The 18,389-nt window shown below is 64.7% G+C and carries 15 protein-coding genes; 12 read left to right on the top strand and 3 right to left on the bottom strand.

The genetic code is table 11. From position 1 onward, the window contains the following. Positions 1-2 precede the first annotated feature (2 nt). From GYK42_RS02945 to corA, 5 genes are all read left to right on the top strand, one after another. Complete coding sequence (locus GYK42_RS02945; RefSeq protein ID WP_166446281.1) at positions 3-2,090, top strand: ribonuclease catalytic domain-containing protein; 2,088 nt, start codon at positions 3-5, stop codon at positions 2,088-2,090. A 138-nt stretch (positions 2,091-2,228) separates the two neighbouring features. Then, positions 2,229-3,086, top strand: a complete 858-nt coding sequence (locus GYK42_RS02940) for an energy transducer TonB family protein (protein WP_166446602.1) — start codon at positions 2,229-2,231, stop codon at positions 3,084-3,086. A gap of 11 nt (positions 3,087-3,097) precedes the next feature. Further along, positions 3,098-3,925, top strand: a complete 828-nt coding sequence (gene aroE / locus GYK42_RS02935; protein ID WP_166446280.1) for a shikimate dehydrogenase — start codon at positions 3,098-3,100, stop codon at positions 3,923-3,925. Further along, on the top strand, positions 3,922-4,653 hold the full coding sequence (gene mtgA / locus GYK42_RS02930) for a monofunctional biosynthetic peptidoglycan transglycosylase (protein WP_166446279.1): 732 nt from the start codon (positions 3,922-3,924) through the stop codon (positions 4,651-4,653). Before aroE ends, mtgA begins: the two co-directional genes overlap by 4 nt. 222 nt (positions 4,654-4,875) lie before the next feature. Continuing rightward, positions 4,876-5,841 carry a magnesium/cobalt transporter CorA gene (gene corA / locus GYK42_RS02925; RefSeq protein ID WP_034746658.1) on the top strand — a complete coding sequence of 322 codons (966 nt, stop codon included), beginning with the start codon at positions 4,876-4,878 and terminating at the stop codon, positions 5,839-5,841. A 71-nt stretch (positions 5,842-5,912) separates the two neighbouring features. Here corA and GYK42_RS02920 read toward each other — a convergent pair whose 3' ends face one another. Continuing rightward, positions 5,913-6,110 carry a hypothetical protein gene (locus GYK42_RS02920; RefSeq protein ID WP_166446278.1) on the bottom strand — a complete coding sequence of 66 codons (198 nt, stop codon included), beginning with the start codon at positions 6,108-6,110 and terminating at the stop codon, positions 5,913-5,915. Here GYK42_RS02920 and GYK42_RS02915 point away from each other — a divergent pair. Further along, positions 6,109-6,825 carry an HAD family hydrolase gene (locus GYK42_RS02915; RefSeq protein ID WP_166446277.1) on the top strand — a complete coding sequence of 239 codons (717 nt, stop codon included), beginning with the start codon at positions 6,109-6,111 and terminating at the stop codon, positions 6,823-6,825. The genes GYK42_RS02920 and GYK42_RS02915 overlap by 2 nt on opposite strands. A 5-nt stretch (positions 6,826-6,830) precedes the next feature. On the opposite strand, the gene hemL is transcribed toward GYK42_RS02915, so the two are convergent. Together hemL and thiD are read right to left on the bottom strand one after the other, a co-directional pair. After that, positions 6,831-8,120 (bottom strand): glutamate-1-semialdehyde 2,1-aminomutase, encoded by a 1,290-nt coding sequence (hemL, locus tag GYK42_RS02910; RefSeq protein WP_166446276.1) that lies wholly within the window; start codon positions 8,118-8,120, stop codon positions 6,831-6,833. A 45-nt stretch (positions 8,121-8,165) separates the two neighbouring features. Next, positions 8,166-9,023, bottom strand: a complete 858-nt coding sequence (thiD, locus tag GYK42_RS02905; protein WP_166446275.1) for a hydroxymethylpyrimidine/phosphomethylpyrimidine kinase — start codon at positions 9,021-9,023, stop codon at positions 8,166-8,168. A 96-nt stretch (positions 9,024-9,119) separates the two neighbouring features. Between thiD and GYK42_RS02900 the strand changes: the two genes are divergently transcribed. The 6 genes from GYK42_RS02900 (at position 9,120) to GYK42_RS02875 (ending at position 18,365) form a co-directional block, all read left to right on the top strand. Beyond that, positions 9,120-9,272 carry a rubredoxin gene (locus GYK42_RS02900; protein ID WP_038488910.1) on the top strand — a complete coding sequence of 51 codons (153 nt, stop codon included), beginning with the start codon at positions 9,120-9,122 and terminating at the stop codon, positions 9,270-9,272. An 86-nt stretch (positions 9,273-9,358) separates the two neighbouring features. Beyond that, entirely contained in the window at positions 9,359-9,781 is a 423-nt protein-coding gene (locus GYK42_RS02895; RefSeq protein WP_166446274.1) for a response regulator, read from the top strand. Between the two features lie 35 nt (positions 9,782-9,816). Next, positions 9,817-10,182, top strand: a complete 366-nt coding sequence (locus GYK42_RS02890; protein WP_034780235.1) for a response regulator — start codon at positions 9,817-9,819, stop codon at positions 10,180-10,182. A gap of 26 nt (positions 10,183-10,208) precedes the next feature. Beyond that, positions 10,209-10,811 (top strand): chemotaxis protein CheW, encoded by a 603-nt coding sequence (locus GYK42_RS02885; protein WP_346768049.1) that lies wholly within the window; start codon positions 10,209-10,211, stop codon positions 10,809-10,811. Then, positions 10,811-13,048 (top strand): methyl-accepting chemotaxis protein, encoded by a 2,238-nt coding sequence (locus GYK42_RS02880; protein WP_166446272.1) that lies wholly within the window; start codon positions 10,811-10,813, stop codon positions 13,046-13,048. The genes GYK42_RS02885 and GYK42_RS02880 overlap by 1 nt, the downstream gene beginning before the upstream one ends. A 40-nt stretch (positions 13,049-13,088) precedes the next feature. After that, complete coding sequence (locus GYK42_RS02875; RefSeq protein ID WP_166446271.1) at positions 13,089-18,365, top strand: hybrid sensor histidine kinase/response regulator; 5,277 nt, start codon at positions 13,089-13,091, stop codon at positions 18,363-18,365. The last annotated feature ends 24 nt before the right edge of the window (positions 18,366-18,389 follow it).

Here is an 18,389-nt window from a genome sequence, read left to right as displayed (position 1 = left end):
CAATGAATCTATTTTTTGAAGAATCCGGCGATTTCAAGGTCGGCACGGTCCTGTCGCAAGCGGGTGAAGCGTACCAGGTCGAAATGGCCAGCGGCAAGCGCACCAAGGTCAAGGTCAAGGACGTGCTGTTGCAGTATGAAAAGCCGGCCCCGGCCGAGCTGCTGGAACAGGCCAAGTCCGTTGCCGCCGAGATCGATCTCGACTTTCTGTGGGAAGTGGCGGGCGAAGACGAGTTCGGCTTTGCCGAGCTGGGCGCCGAGTATTTCGGCCATGCACCGTTGCCGCCGGAAGCGGCCGGCCTGATCCTGGCCCTGCATTCGGCGCCCGTGTATTTCTACAAGAAGGGCCGTGGCCGCTACAAGGCGGCGCCGGAAGCGTCCTTGAAGGCGGCCCTGGCCGGCATCGAAAAGAAAAAACAGCAGGCGCTGGTGCAGGCAGGCTATGTGGAAGAGCTGAAACAGAACCGCTTGCCCGCCTCGATGCAGCCCATGGTGCTGCAACTGCTGTTCAAGCCGGACAAGAACACCATCGAATACAAGGCGCTGGAAGCGGCGTGCACGGAGTTGCACACGACGCCGCCGCGGCTGATGCTGGCCGTCGGTGGTATTGCTTCGCCGAAAGACTTGCACCTGTCGAAGTTCCTGTTTGAAAATTTCCCGAAAGGCGCCGGTTTCCCGAGCGTGCCCGTGCCGTCCGTGACGGCCAAGCTGCCGCTGGCCGACGTGGCCGCCTTCTCGATCGACGACGTGACCACGACCGAGATCGACGATGCCTTCTCCGTGCAGCCCTTGCCCGATGGCACCGTGAAAGTGGGTATCCACATCGCCGCGCCGGGCCTGGGCATCCGTCCGGAAGACGTGATCGACAAGATGGCGCGCCAGCGCATGTCGACCGTCTACATGCCGGGCGACAAGATCACCATGCTGCCGGACGAAATCGTCAACGCGTTTACCTTGGCGGAAGGCACGACGTGCCCGGCCCTGTCGCTGTACGCGACCCTGGACCCGAAAGCCGACTGGGCCGTGGTCAGCACGCAGACGCGCGCCGAACTGGTGCCGATTGCCAGCAACTTGCGCCATAACCAGCTCGACGACCTGGTCAACGAGGAAACCCTGGCCAGCGGCGAAGGCGAGTATCCGCACAAGGCCGATTTTGCCGTGTTGTGGCAATGGGCGCAGCAGCTGGAACAGGGTCGCATGAAGAAGCGCGAAGCGTTTGGCCTGAAGCCGGAACAGAATAACCGCGTCGATTTCAACTTCTATGTGGAAAATGACATCGTCACTGTGGCGCGCCGCAAGCGTGGCGCGCCGCTCGACAAGATCGTCGCCGAACTGATGATTTTTGCCAACAGCACCTGGGGCAAGATGCTGCACGACCATGGCGTGCCGGGCATTTACCGCAGCCAGGGCGGCGGCAGCGGCAATAGCTGGGCGGCAAAGATGCAGGTGCGCATGGTGACCCATGCGGCGCCGCACCAGGGCTTGGGCGTGGACCAATATGCGTGGAGCACTTCGCCCCTGCGCCGCTATACGGACCTGGTGAACCAGTGGCAAATCATCGCCTGCGCCGAGCATGGCGTGACGGCGCCGCTGGTGGCCCCGTTCAAGCCGCGCGATGCGAATCTGTTCGCCATCGTTTCGGCGTTTGACGCCGCGTATGCCGCGTATGGCGATTTCCAGTCGAACATGGAACGCTACTGGTGCTTGCGCTGGCTGCACCAGGAAAACGCGCGCCAGGTCGACGCCGTCGTGCTGAAAGACGAGATCTTGCGCCTGGTCGACATTCCGCTGGTCATCAAGCTGCCGGGCATGCCATCGGTGGCGCGCGGCGCCCAGGTGAAACTGGACTTGCTGCGCTGGGATGAAGTTGACCTGAGCATCGAAGCACGCTTGCTGGAAATCGCCGCCGTGCCCGATGCGGCGGCCGATGCCGAGCTGGACTACGAGGAAGAGGCGGGCGACGCAGGCGCGGAAGAAGGCGACGTGGCGGCCGAGCCATCGCCGGAAGCGGCGAACCAGGTCAGCGACGCCGATGCGGAAGTGGCGGAACTGGCCAGCGAAGACGTGGTCAGCGAACCCGAGGTCAAATAAGGCCGTCGTCACGCCACAAAGGCGGTGCTGAAAACTGTTGCCGGCGCCGCCCTTTGACGTAGAATTCAGCCATCTTGTATCTTGTGCTTGTAAGGAACTAGGTTGCGCGTGAAGTCTTTCCGAGAGAATCGTTTCCTCATGATCGCCGTGGCGGTATCGCTGCTGGCGCACGGCGCCTTGCTGGCGATGCATTTTGTCGCCCCGGCGCCGCAGCGGGCCGTGGCCACCGATCCCGGCCTGGAAGTGATACTGGTCAACGCCAAGCATGCGAACAAGCCGCTGAAGGCCGATGCTCTGGCGCAAGCCAACCTCGATGGCGGTGGGCAAGCCGACAAGGGCCGCGCCAAGTCGCCCTTGCCTGACATGCGCAAGGTGGAAGAGGGCGAGAGCGTTAAGGCCAGCGCCCGCCGCATCGCCGAACTGGAGCAAAAGCAGCAGGAACTGCTGACGCAGGCGGCCAGGCCGACGCCTTACAGCGCCGCGCCCGTCACGGAAAAGGACAAGCCCAATCCCCTGGCCACCGGCTCGGACTTGATGGAAAGCAGCAAGGCCATCGCCCGCATGGCGGCCGAGATCAGCCAGACCGTGGAAGACCAGAACAAGCGTCCGCGCAAGACGTTCATTACGCCCAGCACGCAAGAGGTTGGCTATGCCATGTATTACAAGACCCTGCAAAAGCGCATCGAGGAAATCGGCACCCTGAATTTCCCGCAAAAAAATGGCCGCAAGATGTATGGCGAACTGGTCGTCTATATCCCTATCTTCCAGGACGGCACGATTTACCAGAAGGAAGGTGGCGCCCGCGTGGAAAAAAGCTCGGGTAACCCGGCACTGGATGCGGCGGCCCTGGCCATCGTGCGCCGCGCGGCGCCGTTTGGCCGTTTCCCACCGAATATGTTGTCGAGCGACAAGGATGACTTGTGGGTCGTCATCACCCGCTTCAAATTTACGCGCGAAGAAAAAATGGAAGCTAACCTGACTGGCGGCAGCAATTGAACAAACAAGTAATGAATCCTGATCAATATTGCGTCTTCGGCAATCCCATCGCCCACAGCAAGTCCCCATTGATCCATGCCGCGTTTGCCTTGCAGACGGGCGAGCCCATCGTCTACGATCGCCGGCTGGCGCCGCTCGACGGCTTTGCGCTGGCGGCCCGCACGTTTGCTGCCGAGGGCGGCAAGGGCGCAAACGTGACGGTGCCTTTCAAACTGGACGCATGCGCGCTGGCGACCGAGCTGACGCCGCGGGCTAGGGCCGCCGGCGCCGTCAATACCCTGCGTTTCGATGGCGACACCATTCTTGGCGACAATACCGATGGCGCGGGCCTGGTGGCCGACATCGTGCGCAACGCGGGCATGAGTGTCGCCGGCAAGCGCGTCCTGCTGCTGGGCGCGGGCGGCGCCGCGCGCGGCGTCGTGCTGCCCTTGCTGGAACAGGGACCGCAGGAAATCTTCATTGCCAACCGCACCGTGGCCACGGCCGAGGCGCTGGTGGCGCAATTTGCCGATGCGCTGGCGCACCCCGCTCAGCTGCGTGCCGGCGGTTTCACGCAGCCCGATGGCGTCTTCGATATCGTCATCAATGCCACCTCGGCCAGCCTGGCGGGCGACTTGCCGCCCGTGCCGCCCGGTATCTTCGGTAGCCATACCCTGGCGCTGGACATGATGTATGGCGCTCAGCCCACCGTCTTCATGGACTTTGCTGCGCAGCATGGCGCGCAGGTGCGCGACGGCCTGGGCATGCTGGTGGAGCAGGCGGCCGAAGCGTTCTACGTGTGGCGCGGCGTGCGGCCGCAGACGCAGGACTTGCTGGCGCAGCTGCGCAGTGCCCTGTGAGCGCCGGCAAGAAGGGCCAGCGCAAGACCGGCCGTGGCAGCCGCTACGGCTGGATCAAGTGGCTGTTCATCGTCCCCGTGCTGACCTTTATCGTCGTGCAACTGTACTTCTTCCTGCAAATCTGGTGGTGGGTCGACCATAACCCGTCCAGCACGGCCTTCATGCGGGAACAGTTGTCTGTCTTGCAGGACAAGAATCCTAATGCCACGATCAAGCAGACGTGGGTGCCGTACAACCGCATCTCGAACAATCTCAAACGGGCCATCATCGCCTCGGAAGACGCGAATTTTTCCGAGCACGAAGGCGTGGACTGGGAAGCCTTGCAAAAGGCGTATGAAAAAAACAGCAAGAAGCAAAAGGTCGTGGCCGGTGGCTCCACCATCACGCAGCAGCTGGCGAAGAATCTGTTCCTGTCCGGTTCGCGCAGCTATGTGCGCAAGGGCCAGGAACTGATCATCACGTATATGCTGGAAAACCTGATGGAAAAGGAGCGCATTTTCGAAATTTATCTGAACGTGGTGGAGTTTGGCACGGGCACCTTTGGCGCCGAAGCGGCAGCGCGCCACTATTACCGGGTCAGCGCGGCGGGCCTGAGCGCGGGACAGGCGGCGAAACTGGCCGTGATGCTGCCGAATCCCCGCTTTTACGACCGTCACCGCGATACGGGCTACCTGAACCGGCGCACGGGCGTCATCCTGCGCCGCATGGGGGCGGCGGAATTGCCTTGATGGCAGCGGGCTTTCTTTGCATAAAATCAAAGCTGCCTGATTGGCACTATTGCGACGCAGCATCTTAATCGACCCCGGTTGGTGCAACGCCGCACTTTTTCCGTGAAAAAGCGGTGCCGGGGGTGGTCGTGAAAAGGCCTTTGCGGGTACACTTGCGCTGTTTTCATTTTTGGCGCCAGCGCCAGCACATCACGATAACCCCACATCCGGCTGAGAGCGCGCATGATCAATGTCTTTGTATTACAGAATGGCCGGCTCAACCAGGTGCCGATCGACAGCCGCGCAGACCTCGAAAACGCCGAACCGGTATGGGTCGACCTGACCGACCCTACCGATGATGAACGGGCCTGGGTCAAGGCCATCTACAACGTCACCCTGCCGGGCGAAGACGAAGTCAAGGATATTGAAGCGTCGGCCCGCTATTACGAAGCGGAAAACGGCGACTTGCACCTGCGCACGGATTTCTTGCGCGAAGAGGACGACGGTCCGTCGCGCGTCATCACCGTGGCCTTCATCCTGGCCCGCAAGATTTTGTTTTCCATGCATACGGACGACTTGCCCGTGTTCCGCCTGGTGCGCATGCGCGCCCGTTCGCGGCCCGGCTCGATTGCCGACTACATGGACGTGCTGCTCGACCTGTACGCCACCGATGCCGAATATTCGGCCGACGTGCTTGAAGGCATCTACCAGAATCTGGAAGAAGTCAGCACGCGCGTGCTGCAAAAGGAATTTACCGACGCGCACGCGGCCGAAGCGCTGAACGCGATTGCCCACGAGGAAGATTTGAACGGCCGTATCCGCCGCAACATGATGGATACGCGCCGCGCCGTGAGCTTTCTGATGCGTGGCCGCTTGCTCAATTCCGAGCAGTTCGAGGAAGCGCGGCAGATTTTGCGCGACATCGAATCGCTGGACGGCCATACGTCCTTCCTGTTCGACAAGATCAACTTCCTGATGGATGCCACCGTCGGTTTCATCAACATCAACCAGAACAAGATCATCAAGATCTTCTCGGTGGCCAGCGTGGCCTTCCTGCCGCCGACCCTGATCGCCAGCGTGTACGGCATGAACTTCAAACTGATGCCGGAACTGGAATGGTCGTTCGGCTATCCTTGGGCCTGGGGCCTGATGATCACCAGCGCCATCGCGCCTTTCCTGTACTTCCGCCATCGCGGCTGGCTGAAATAAGCGCTTGTCGCCAGGGCGCTCGCGCGCTCCGGTTTCAGGACGAGCGCAGCAATTTCAAAAATCGGCGATAATCACTGGTATTGCGTGGTATTGAATTGGTATTGTTTAATTGCTGATTCATGCATGCCGCCTGCTGTGCAGAAAAGTATCGTCATCGAGACGTTTTCTGCGTAGTAGCGTCCGCCTGTTCCACCTATGATCGTTACGATGCCGGCCTTGGCCGGCTGGCCGCTGCATTTCCCGTCACCGTTGTCTTCTGGAGAGTCCATGCCTGATACCGCCACCACCCCACCGCGCTTTACCCATCTGATCAGCGACTGCGATGGCGTGCTGATCGACAGCGAAGCCGTGGCCCTGCAAGCGCTGCTGGAATTGCTGGGGCCGCGCCTGCAGAACCTGCCCGAGGGCGTCACCCTGCAAGGCTTGATCGAGCCGCGCCTGGGCCAGCGCCTGGTGCCGCTGATGCAGGATATCTACAAGGAACTGGGCTTGCCGCAATTGCCGGCCGACGAGATCATGGCCATCGGCAACGCCGTCGATGCAGCCTGCGATGCGCAATTGCGCGCCGTGCCCGGCGTGGCGCAGGCGCTGGCCGCCATTCCGCTGCCCAAGGCCGTGGCCTCGAACAGCGTCAGCGCGCGCGTGCTGTCGGCGCTCGAGCGGACCAGCATGGCGCCGCTGTTCGACAAGCGCGTGTTCACGCCGGACCTGGTGGGCCATGCCAAGCCGCATCCGGGCGTCTACCTGGCGGCGGCTGCCGCCTTTGGCGTGCCGCCAAGTCAGTGCCTGGTGCTGGAAGACAGCGTCACGGGCGTGACGGCCGCCGTGGCGGCGGGCATGACGGTGTTGGGATTCATCGGCGGCGGACATATCGCCGCCGGCCAGGAAGCGCGCCTGAAGGCGGCCGGCGCGCATGTCGTGTTCAACGACATGGCCAGCCTGCCGGCGCTGGTGGCCGCGGTGATGGACACCGCGACCGTATAAAACGTTTAGGCGAGGCTTGCAAACACCTTGCGCGCAGCAGCGATGGTGGCGTCGATGACGGCGTCATCGTGCTGCGCCGAGACGAAGCCCGCTTCGAAGGCGGCGGGCGCGAAGTACACGCCTTCGTCCAGCATGGCGTGGAAGAAGGCGTTGAACTTGCTGCGGTCGCCAGCCATCATTTCCGCGTAGCTGGTCGGTGGCGTTTCGCTGAAATAAATGCCGAACATGCCGCCGATGTAGTCGGCGCAGAAGACCACGCCCGCTTCCTTTGCCGCGCTTGTCAAACCTTCGGCCAGGCGCTTGGCCGTGGCGCCCAGCTGCTCGTAGAAGCCGGGCTGCTGGATCAGTTTCAAGGTGGCCATGCCGGCCGCCACGGCGACCGGGTTGCCCGACAAGGTGCCGGCCTGGTAGACGGCGCCCAGCGGCGCCATGTTGTGCATCAGCGCCGCGCTGCCGCCAAAGGCCGCCACCGGCATGCCGCCGCCGATCACCTTGCCCAGCGCCGTGAGGTCGGGCTTGATGCCGTACAGCGCCTGCGCGCCGCCCAGGGCCACGCGCAAGCCGCACATGACTTCATCGAAAATGAGCAGGGCGCCGTGCTGCGTGCACAATTCGCGCATCGCCTGCAGGAATTCCGGCGTCGCTTTCACCAGGTTCATATTGCCGGCCACAGGTTCGACGATGACGCAGGCGATGTCCGCGCCGAAGCTGTCGAAGGCGTCCTTCAGCTGCTCCACGTTGTTATAGTCGAGCACCAGGGTGTGTTTCACGAAGTCTTCCGGCACGCCGGCCGACGTCGGGTTGCCGAAGGTGAGCAGGCCGCTGCCCGCTTTCACCAGCAGCGAATCGGCGTGGCCGTGATAGCAGCCTTCGAACTTGACGATCTTGTCGCGGCCCGTGGCGCCGCGCGCCAGGCGCAGGGCGCTCATGGTCGCTTCCGTGCCCGACGAGACCAGGCGTACCTGCTCGATCGACGGCACCAGGCGCGTGATTTCCTCGGCCATCAGCACTTCGCCTTCCGTCGGCGCGCCGAACGACAGGCCCAGCGCAGCCGCATCCTGCACGGCTTTCACCACTTCCGGATGGGCGTGGCCGACGATGGCCGGGCCCCAGGAACCGATGTAGTCGATATAGCGCTTGCCGTCCGCGTCCCAGAAATACGGGCCTTCGGCGCGCGTGATGAAGCGCGGCGTGCCGCCCACGGAGCGGAAGGCGCGCACGGGCGAATTGACGCCGCCTGGCGTGGTTTTTTGTGCGCGGGCAAACAGGATGTCGTTCTGTGAAGTCGTCGTCATGATAATCGTGCCTTGAAAGTGGATCGTTGTCTGTGTCGTCTGGTCTTATTGGGCGCCGCGCTGGCGCTGTTGCCGGAACAGCCGGTTCGGCACCAGCTTGCCCATGCCGTGGCGCCGCGCGTGCGCCAGCGCGCCGGCCGTGAATTCCTGCGCCGCCACGACCACCTGCGGCACATCGTCTTCGTTTTCCGCCAGGGCCAGCAGAGCGGTGGCGGCGGCCGACAGGGTGCTGCCGGCGCCGTTGAAGATGCCGGGCAGGTGCTGCCATACGTCGTGGCGCACCACGCCGTCTTCTCCGAACAGGGTATTGGCGCGCAACTTGCCTTCGGCCGTGCCGGACTTGCTGGCATCGGCCGGCATGCCGGTGACGAGCACGTATTCGCAGCCCAGCGCCACCAGATAGTCGACGTCGTTTTGCAGGGTGTCGTCCGGGTCGGCGTCGCGCCAGGTTTCGGCCAGGCGCTCCAGTTCCACCGGCGAGAGTACCAGCAGGGTCGTTTGCGGAATCAGGAGCTGGCGCACGGCCGTGAGGATGTCTTCGTCGTCCATGCCCTGTTCCGGCAGCGCCGAAATGAAAGGATCGAGGATCAGCGGCACGTCCGGATAGTCGGAGACGATTTCGGCGATGGCCGTGACGTTTTCCACGCTGCCCAGCGCGCCGATCTTGATGGCGGCCACGGACATGTCTTCCAGCAGCACGCGCGCCTGGTCGGAAACCCAGTCCGGGTCGACCGCCTGCACGCCTTCCACGCGGGCCGTATCGCTGATCAAGAGGCCCGTGGTGACGGACAGGCCATGGCAGCCGAAGGCTGAAAAAGTGGCCAGGTCGGCCTGGATGCCGATCGCGCCGACCGGATCGGACACGCCGAAGCTTAATATGAGGGGAGAAGTTTGGTTTTGCACGGCGGGTAGATTAAGATACCTAATTCAGCATTTTACTTGATTGAAGGGTGGCAGAACGTGAGTAGCAACGAAACAACGCAGCAATTCCAAACGTGGATGTGTCTTATTTGCGGCTGGGTTTATGATGAAGCGGCCGGCCTGCCCGACGAAGACATCGCTCCCGGCACGCGTTGGGCCGATGTGCCGATGAACTGGACTTGCCCTGAATGCGGCGCGCGCAAGGATGATTTCGAGATGGTGGCCATTTAATCAAGCATGATGCGCAAGCACGCCGCTGCCGCCCATGAAATGGCGGCACGCCTGTGCTATGGTATGAAAGATTATCGAATAATCACATGACGCGTCCTTTCCTGCCCGCGGTATCGTCCGATGGCGCCTGCGAGGGCGTGACGATACTCGTCATCGACGACAGTGCGACGATACGCAGCGCGGCCGAGAAGGTCTTGCGCGAAGCCGGCTATCGCGTGGTGGTGGCGGAAAACGGCTTCGAGGCCCTGGCCAAGATCGCCGACTGCCAGCCGGCGCTGATCGTGTGCGACATCGTGATGCCGCGCCTGGATGGTTATCGCACGTGTGCGCTGATCAAGGCCAGCGCCGCGTATCACGCCACGCCGGTGCTGATGCTGTCGTCGAAGGAAGGCTTGTTCGACCGTGCGCGCGGCGCGATGGCTGGCGCCAGCGCCTGCCTGGTCAAGCCGCTAGGGCGCGAGGCGCTGCTGGAGGCCGTGCGGCTGCACCTGGCCGGGCATTTTGAGTAAGTGGTTTATTGATTGACAACGCAGCAAGGAAGCAGATGGCCATACACACAATTCTGATCGTCGATGACTCGCCGACAGAACGCTACTACCTGAGCGAGATGCTGGTGCGTGCCGGTTACGCCGTTCTCACGGCGCAGGACGGCGCCGACGCATTGGCGCAGCTGAAGCAGGCCAGGCCCGACCTGATCCTGATGGACGTGGTGATGCCCGGTGCGAATGGCTTCCAGATCACGCGCGCCATCGCCCGCGATCCCGAACTGCAGGACGTGCCGGTGATTATCTGCTCGAGCAAGAGCCAGGAAACGGACCGCATCTGGGGCTTGCGCCAGGGCGCGCGCGATTACCTGGTCAAGCCGGTGGTCGAAGCCGAGCTGCTGGCCAAGATCGCCGCGATTTCCTGAGAATGCACACGATGCCAGGTCACGGCGTGTCCACAGCGGCCTTTGCGCCAGCCGCTGCCGCCATGCCATCTTTCGAGACGGGCGCGCGGCAGGGGCGCTTGCGCCAGTATCAGCTGCAATTGATCGAGCGGATACAGGCTGCGCGCAGCGGCGCGCTGGCCGCGCGCAAGGAACTGGGCGTGATGCTCGGCGGCCGGCCGTGCCTGCTCGACCTGACGCAGCTCGGTGAAATCGTCATTGCCTCCGGTGTGCAGATACAGGGCGTGCCGCTGGCGCAGGACTGGTACCTGGGCCTGGCGGCCATGCGCGGACGCCTGACGGGAGTCGTCGACCTGGCCCGCTACATGGGCGGACCGGCCTGCGCGCCCGGCAATCACTGCCGCATCATCACCTTTTCTCCCCGCCTGGGCCTCAATTGCGCCCTGCTGGTCGAGCGCGTGCTGGGCTTGCGCCAGCTGCGCGCGATGCAATCCGTGCCCGTTCAGGATGCGGCGCCGTGGGCGGCGCAAACGCTGCGCGACAGCGAAGGGCAGCAGTGGCTGCGCCTGGACCTGGCCCAGCTGGCGCAATCGGAACGCTTCCTCGATGCCGGCTTTGGCGGCCTTGCCGTCCACAAGGATATGTGCTGATGGGCGCCAATTCCCCCATCCTGGCGGCCGGCATGCCCGAAGCGGAGCACGCGCCCGGGGAGCCGGCATCGGCGGCCGACCTGCCGCTGCGCCTGCGCGACGCGCTGGGACGGCGCAAGTCGCTGGCCAGCGCGCCTGTCCGCGACTTGAAGCTGCCGCTGATCGGCCACTTGCCGCTGCAAAAACAATTGAGCATCCTGTCGACGGTGATGGCCCTGAGCCTGGCCGCCAGCCTGCTGTTCGTGGGGCTGAACACGCGCAGCGGCAATATCGCCTCGGCGCAGACGCAGCTGGCCAGCGATGCGCTGATGCATTCGCAGCGCATCGGCAAGGCCGCGCCGAACGCCGTGCAAGGCAATCCGGAAGCGTTCCGCCAGCTCGAGGAAAGCCGCAATGAACTGAACCAGGATTTCCGCCTGATGCTGCGCGGCGGGACGTATCACGGCCGCGATATCGGCGAGTCGCGTTCCGCCCTGCTGGCGGCGGTGGCGGACGCGCGTAAAAAATGGGCCAGCAGCGACCGCGCGGCCAGCACCATTCTGCGCCTGAAGCCGGAGCTGGGCGAATTCGACAAGACCTTGCAGCAATTGAACGCGCTGTCGCCGGCGCTGCTGGCGCAGACCGAGGAAATCGCGGCCCTGAAGGTGCAGCGCGGCGGCAATGCGCGCGACCTGGCCGTCATCGGCCGCCTGATGATGCTGAGCCAGCGCATGAGCCGCAGCGCCAGCGAGTTCCTGTCGTCGGGCAGCATCAGCTCGGAAACGGCGTTTTCGCTGGGGCGCGACACGACGTATTTCCGCACCGCCGTCGAAGGCCTGCTCAATGGCAGCGTGTCGCTGCAGCTGGCGCCCACGCGCGACGCCGAACTGCGCGACCGGATGGTGGCGCTGAAAGCCAGTTTCGACACGTACCAGAAGCTGGTCTCCTCGATACTCGACCGCCTCGATAAATTCAGTTCGGCGAAAAGCGCCGAACAGCTGATCTTCAATGAAAACGAAGACCTGCGCCAGCGCTTGACCCTGCTGCAGCAGATGTACCACGCGAACCAGGAAACCCTGGGCGTCGCCTTCTGGATGATGGTCGGCGGCGTGTTGCTGACCCTGATCGCGGCGGCCGGCATCGGCAGGGTGCTGCTGCAGGACTCCGTCAACCGCACGCGCGACGCCGAGCGGCGGCGCCAGGAAGCGGAAATCCGGCGCTTGCAGTCGCAGGAAAAAGAGGAGGTGGCGAAGGCCAGGAATGAGCAGAACCAGGCGGCCATCCTGCGCCTGATGAATGAATTGCAGAAGGTCGCCGACGGCGACCTGACGGTGCAGGCCACCGTGTCGGAAGACATCACGGGCGCCATCGCCGATTCCGTCAACTACACGGTGGAGGAATTGCGCGGCCTGGTGGGGCGGGTGACGGCGACGGCTGAGCAGGTCAACCGTGCTTCGACGCAGGCGCAAAGCATCTCGAGCAAGCTGCTGATCGCGTCGCAGCAGCAGTCGCGCGAAATCCAGGGCGTCAGCGCCACCGTCGTCAAGATGGCCAATGCGATTACCGATGTGTCGAAGTCGGCCAGCGTCTCTGCCGACGTGGCGCGCCAGTCGGTGGCGGCCGCGCAGCAGGGTTCGACGGCGGTGGAAAACGCCATCAAGGGCATGCATGAAATCCGCGAGCAGATCCAGGATACGTCCAAGCGCATCAAGCGCCTGGGCGAATCGTCGCAGGAAATCGGCGAAATCACCGAGCTCATTTCCGACATCACCGAGCAGACCAACGTGCTGGCGCTGAACGCCGCCATCCAGGCCGCATCGGCGGGCGAGGCGGGGCGCGGCTTTTCCGTCGTGGCCGAGGAAGTGCAGCGCCTGGCCGAACGCTCGGCCGCCGCCGCCAAGCAGATCGGCGCGCTGGTGCGTACCATCCAGGCCGATACCCAGGATGCGACGCGGGCGATGGAAACGTCCACGCAGGGCGTGGTCGAGGGCGCGCGCCTGTCCGACGCGGCCGGCGCGGCCTTGAACGACATCAGCCAGGTGTCGAAACATCTGGCGGAACTGATCCAGGGCATCTCGTTCGCCACCGGCACGCAGGCCGGTTCGGCCAGCGGCGTGGCCTTGAATATCCAGCATATCCTGAGCGTGACGGAACAGACCCAGGATGGCACGCAGCAAACGGCGCAGTCGATCCACAAGTTGTCGATGCTGGCGCAGGAACTTAAAAATTCGGTGTCGCGCTTCCGCGTCGCCGCCTGAACGCCGCGCCAGTCCAGGCGATTTCTTTACCGAGGCATGCATGAGCACACCAGATAGTCCACAGCAGTCCAAGCCGTTCGACAGCGAGCCTTTGTCGTGGGTGATGGTGGAAATCCGCGAAGCGCTGGGCCGCTCGAAAACAGCCCTGTTCGAAGCGGGTGGCCGCGAGCGCGAAGAACGCGCCACGGCCCTGCAGCATGCGCGCTCGCACCTGCACCAGGCGCATGGCGCGCTGGTGATGGTGGACGTGGCCGGCGCCAGCCTGCTGACGGACGCCGCGGAACAGGCGCTGGCGCGCTTTCGCGACGGCAGCCTCGAATACACGCTGGATCATGCGCAAGTCGTCGCCGAACTGTATCAGGCCTTGAGTGAATACCTGGAAGACCTGGTGGCCGGCACGCCGCCGCAGCCGGCGCGTTTGTTCCCCTATTACCGCGACCTGCAAACCATGCTGGGCGCCGAGCGCATCCACCCGGCCGACCTGTTTTTTCCGCCAGCGTCGACGCTGGAAGGGCATGCCATCGCGCTGGCGGAATCGCCACCAAGCGCCGATTATCCGGCCTGGCGCGGGCGCTTTGAAAAATCCCTGCTGCCCTTCCTGAAGGCGCAGGATGACGCGGCGCGGCGCCAGCACGCCAGCGACCTGCACGCCACCTTGACCCTCGTGGCCGACGCGCAGCAGGAAGCGCCTGCGCGCACCTTCTGGTTCGCCATGCAGGCGTTTGCCGGGTTGGCGGCCAGCGGCGAGGGCATGGGCACGCTCAACGTCAAGCAGTTGTTCGGCCTGATCAACCTGCAGTTGCGCCGCCTGGCGCAGGGGACGGCCAGCCTGCCTGAAGCGATGCTGCGCGACGCCCTGTTCTTCATCGCCGCGGCACGCGAGCCGACGCCGGAGGCACGCCAGTTGCGCGCTGCTTTCGTCCTGGAAGGCATGCTGCCCGCCGACGTGGAAGCGCGGCGCTACGGCCAGGTCGATCAGGATGCCTTGCAAGGCGCCCGCACGGCCCTGGCGCAGGCGCGCGCCAGCTGGAGCCGCCTGGCGCAAGCCGACCTCGATCCAGTCCTGGGCACGGATTTCGACACGTCGCTGCAACAGGTGGCCGTACATGTGGAGACCTTGAAGCAGCCGGCCCTGGCCAGCCTGCTGCGCGAATGCGCGGCCGTGGCGCGGCAAGCCGTGACCAGCGGGCGCAGCGCGGCCCTGGAAAATGAAATCGGCATGGCGCTGCTGTTTGCCGACACGGGCCTGGAGCAGCTGCGCCGCCTGCCCGACGATTTCGCCGGCAATGCGGAAACCATCGCCGCGCGCCTGCAGGCGCTGCTGGCCGGCGAAGCGCCGCCGTCCGTCACGGCGGGCGAGCTGTCGCGCCAGATCGAACAGGGCCAGACGGTGGCCGCGCTGGCCGAGGAAATGAAGACGGGCTTGCGCCAGGTGGAAAAGGTGCTCAATGCCTATTACGCGGATGCAGCGGGTGCGGGTGCGGGGACGGCGAGGGCGCTCGACGGCGTCGCGCCCGTGCTGGAGCAGTTGCAGCAGCAGCTGGCTGGACTGGGACAGGAAGATGCGCGCGGCGCCGTGCTGCAGGTCGATGCGGCCGTGCGGCAACTGGCCGGTGCCGACGCCAATGCGGATGGGTGCGCCGAGGCGCTCGACGAGATCGCGCAAAATGTCAGCGCGCTGGGCTTTTTTGTCGATATGCTGGGCCGCAACGCGCAGGCGGCCAGCGGGCGTTTCCATTTTGATGCGGCCGCCGGTACCTTCCGCGCGCTGCCATTTGAAAAAGTCGCCGCCACCGGCGCCGTACCCGTGCCCTTGCTCGACCAGGCCCTGGCGCCCGCAGCGCCTGCCGGCATGGATGCCGCGCCAGCGGTGACCGATGTCGACGCGGAGATGCTCGACATTTTCATCGCCGAAGCGCGCGAAGTGCTGACCTTCATCGACACCACCCTGGCCCTGCCGCGCGAGCAGGCCGCCAGCGGCGACCACCTGGCAATGCTGCGTCGCTCGTTCCACACCTTGAAGGGCAGCAGCCGCATGATCGGCCTGGCGCAGTTTGCCGAAGCGGCCGGCGCCATCGAGCGCGTCATGAATACCTGGCTGGCCGAATCGCGCCCCGTCAGCGACGATCTGTTTACCTTGCTCAATTACGGCTGGTACCAGCTCAGCGAATGGGTGGCTGAACTGGAAGGCGGCGCGGGGCGCGAGCGCGAGCCCGGCATGCTGCTGGCGGCGGCCGAGCGCGTGCGCGAAGGCGGACCGTTCGAACTGCGCAAGCCGCGCCCGGTCGCGCCCTTGGCCGGCAATGGCAATGTGATCGGACTTCCCTTGGCCACGGCGCCCACGCTGCACGAAGCGCCGGACGACCACCTCAAGCACGTGGGCGAACTGCGCATCAGCCTTCCCTTGTACAACATCTACCTGGCCGAGACGGATGAACTGTTGCGCGTGCTCACGCGCGATTTCGGCGAGTGGCGCCATGAACCGCGCGCCGTCAGCGCGGAGGCGCTGCAAGCCGTGCATACCCTGGCCGGGACGTCCGGCACGGTCGGCTTTCAGTCCCTGCGCGATTTGGCGCACGCGCTGGAAACGGTGATTGAAACGGTGGTGCCGCCGCTGGCCGGCCTGCGCGCGGAGCAGCACGACGTGCTGGAGCAGGCCACGCAGCGCATCGGACAAATGCTGCAGGCGTTCGCGCTGGGCGACCTGGCGCCAACGCAGCCGGACATGATCGAAGCACTCAACACCCTGTGGCGCGCCTTGACGGCGCCGCCCGGCGAGAGCAAGGAAGACCGCCTTGACGCCCTGTTCGCGGATGCTTACGCCAGCATCGTCGGCGCGCCGGCGCAGCCTGCCGAGTCGCTGGCCGAAGTCCCGTTGCCGCAGCTTGAGACCCTGTTCGAATCGACGTATGCAAGCATCGTTGCTGACGCGCTGCAGCCGGAGGCTGCCGACGTGCCGGCGCCGGTGCAGGACAGCGGCGCCAGCGACGACCTGTTCGACGCCGGCTTCGAGCACGCGCCGCCGCTGGAACACGCGGCGCCGGAAGCGCCAGCGCCCGCCATCATGCCGGCCGATGCGGCCGCGCTGCTGGCGGCCAGCGCCGGCATCAGCGATGAACTCGACCTCGATCTCTTGTCCGTCTTCCTGGAAGAGGGCGCCGACCTGCTGCCGCAGATCGGCGAGGCGCTGCGCAGCTGGCAGCAGCAGCCGCACGACAGCGGCCAGGCGCAGATGCTGTTGCGTACCCTGCATACGGTCAAGGGCAGCGCGCGCATGGCCGGCGCCATGCGCCTGGGCCAGCATGCGCATGAAATCGAGACGCATATCGAAAACATGCTGCATGCGGGTACCGCCACGCCGCAAGCGTTCGAGGAATTGCTGGCCCATTACGACCATGCGCTGCACCTGTTCGAGCAATTGCAGCAGCCCTTGCTGCCCTTGCCGGGCATGGAAGACACGCCGGCCGCCGAACCGAAAGCGGCGCTGGTGCGCGTGCGGGCCGATATCCTCGACCGCCTGGTGAACCAGGCCGGCGAAGTGTCGATCACACGTTCTAAAATGGAAAATGAAGTGGGTGTGCTCGGTGCTTCGCTATCCGAGTTTTCCGACAACCTGGCGCGCTTGCGGCGCCAGCTGCGCGAAGTGGAAATGCAGGCCGAATCGCAGATCGCCTCGCGCATGGCCGTCGGCAGCGAGCGCGAATTCGACCCGCTCGAATTCGACCGTTTTACGCGCCTGCAGGAATTGACGCGCATGATGGCCGAAAGCGTCAACGACGTGGCCTCGTTCCATGAAAACCTCAGCCACAGCGTCGATGCGGTGACGGACGACCTGGTGCTGCAGGCACGCTTGACGCGCGAGCTGCAGCGCGACCTGATGCAGATCCGCATGGTGCCGTTTGCCAGCACCGCCGAACGGCTGTTCCGCGTGGCGCGGCAAAGCGCCAAGGAAGTCGACAAGCGCGTTAACCTCGACATCCGTGGCGGCGGCGTGGAAATCGACCGCAGCGTGCTCGAACGCATGGCGGCACCCTTCGAGCACCTGCTGCGCAACGCCATCGTGCACGGCATCGAGCCGCGCGACGCGCGCCTGGCAGTGGGCAAGAGCGAGACGGGCGAGCTGCTGGTGCAGGTCAGCCAGCAGGGCAATGAAGTGGCGATCGCCTTTTCCGACGATGGCGCGGGGCTGGACCTGGCACGCATCCGCGCCAAGGCGCACGGCGCCGGCCTGGTGGCGACGGATGCGCCATTGACGGACGCGCAGGCGGCCGAACTGATTTTCACGCCCGGTTTTTCCACCGCCGACAGCCTGACGGAACTGGCCGGGCGCGGTTTTGGCATGGACATCGTGCGCTCCGAAGCGCTGGCCCTGGGCGGAAGAGTGGAAACGCTGACGCAGGCAGGCCTGGGCATGCGCTTTACCATCCACCTGCCGCTGACCCTGGCCGTCACGCAAGTGGTGCTGCTGGCGGCGAACGGCAAGACGTATGCCTTGCCATCGGTGCTGGTGGAGCAGGTGCTGCACCTGAAAGGCGAACAATTGGAGCAGGTGCGGGCGGCCGGGCGCATCGAGTCGCACGGGCAGTCGCTGGCGCTGCACCACCTGTCGTCGATGCTGGGCGAGACGCCGGCGGCGCAGGCTACGCAGCGTCATGCGCCCGTGCTGTTGCTGAGGAATGGCAATGACAGGCTGGCCTTGCAGGTTGATGACGTGGTGGGCAACCGCGAAGTCGTGGTCAAGCACGTGGGCCCGCAACTGGCGCGCATGCCGGGCATCGCCGGCGCCACGGTGCTGGGCACGGGCGACATCGTGCTGATCCTCAATCCGGTCGCCTTGGCGCAGCACTTGGAACATCACCCGGAATTGCTGTCGCAATATGCGCTGGCCAGCAGCGAGCAGCATGCCGCCTCCAGCGCGCTGGCCGCTCCTGCCGTGCGCGTGATGGTGGTCGACGATTCGCTGACGGTGCGCCGCGTGATGCAGCGCCTGTTCGAGCGCGAAGGCTACCAGGTGCTGCTGGCCAAGGATGGTCTTGATGCGCTGGAGCAGCTGCATGCGCTGGAACCGGCCGCCATGCCGGCCCTGCTGCTGGTCGACGTGGAAATGCCGCGCATGGACGGTTTTGACTTGACGCGCAATGTGCGCAGCGACGACAAGACGCGCGCCATCCCCGTCATCATGATCACCTCGCGCAGCGCCGACAAGCACCGCGCGCACGCGTTCGAGCTGGGCGTGAATGCGTATTTCGGCAAGCCGTTCCAGGAGGAGGAATTGCTGGCGGAAGTGGGGCGGTTGTTGAGCGACGGCGTGGCGTAGGTCGGGATAGATCGGGTAGGTCGG

This window comes from Janthinobacterium lividum, from assembly GCF_011601275.1.
GTDB lineage: Bacteria > Pseudomonadota > Gammaproteobacteria > Burkholderiales > Burkholderiaceae_D > Janthinobacterium > Janthinobacterium lividum_E.
The sequence above is the reverse complement of the archived record's forward strand: the minus strand, read 5'-3'. Positions and strand labels throughout refer to the sequence as shown.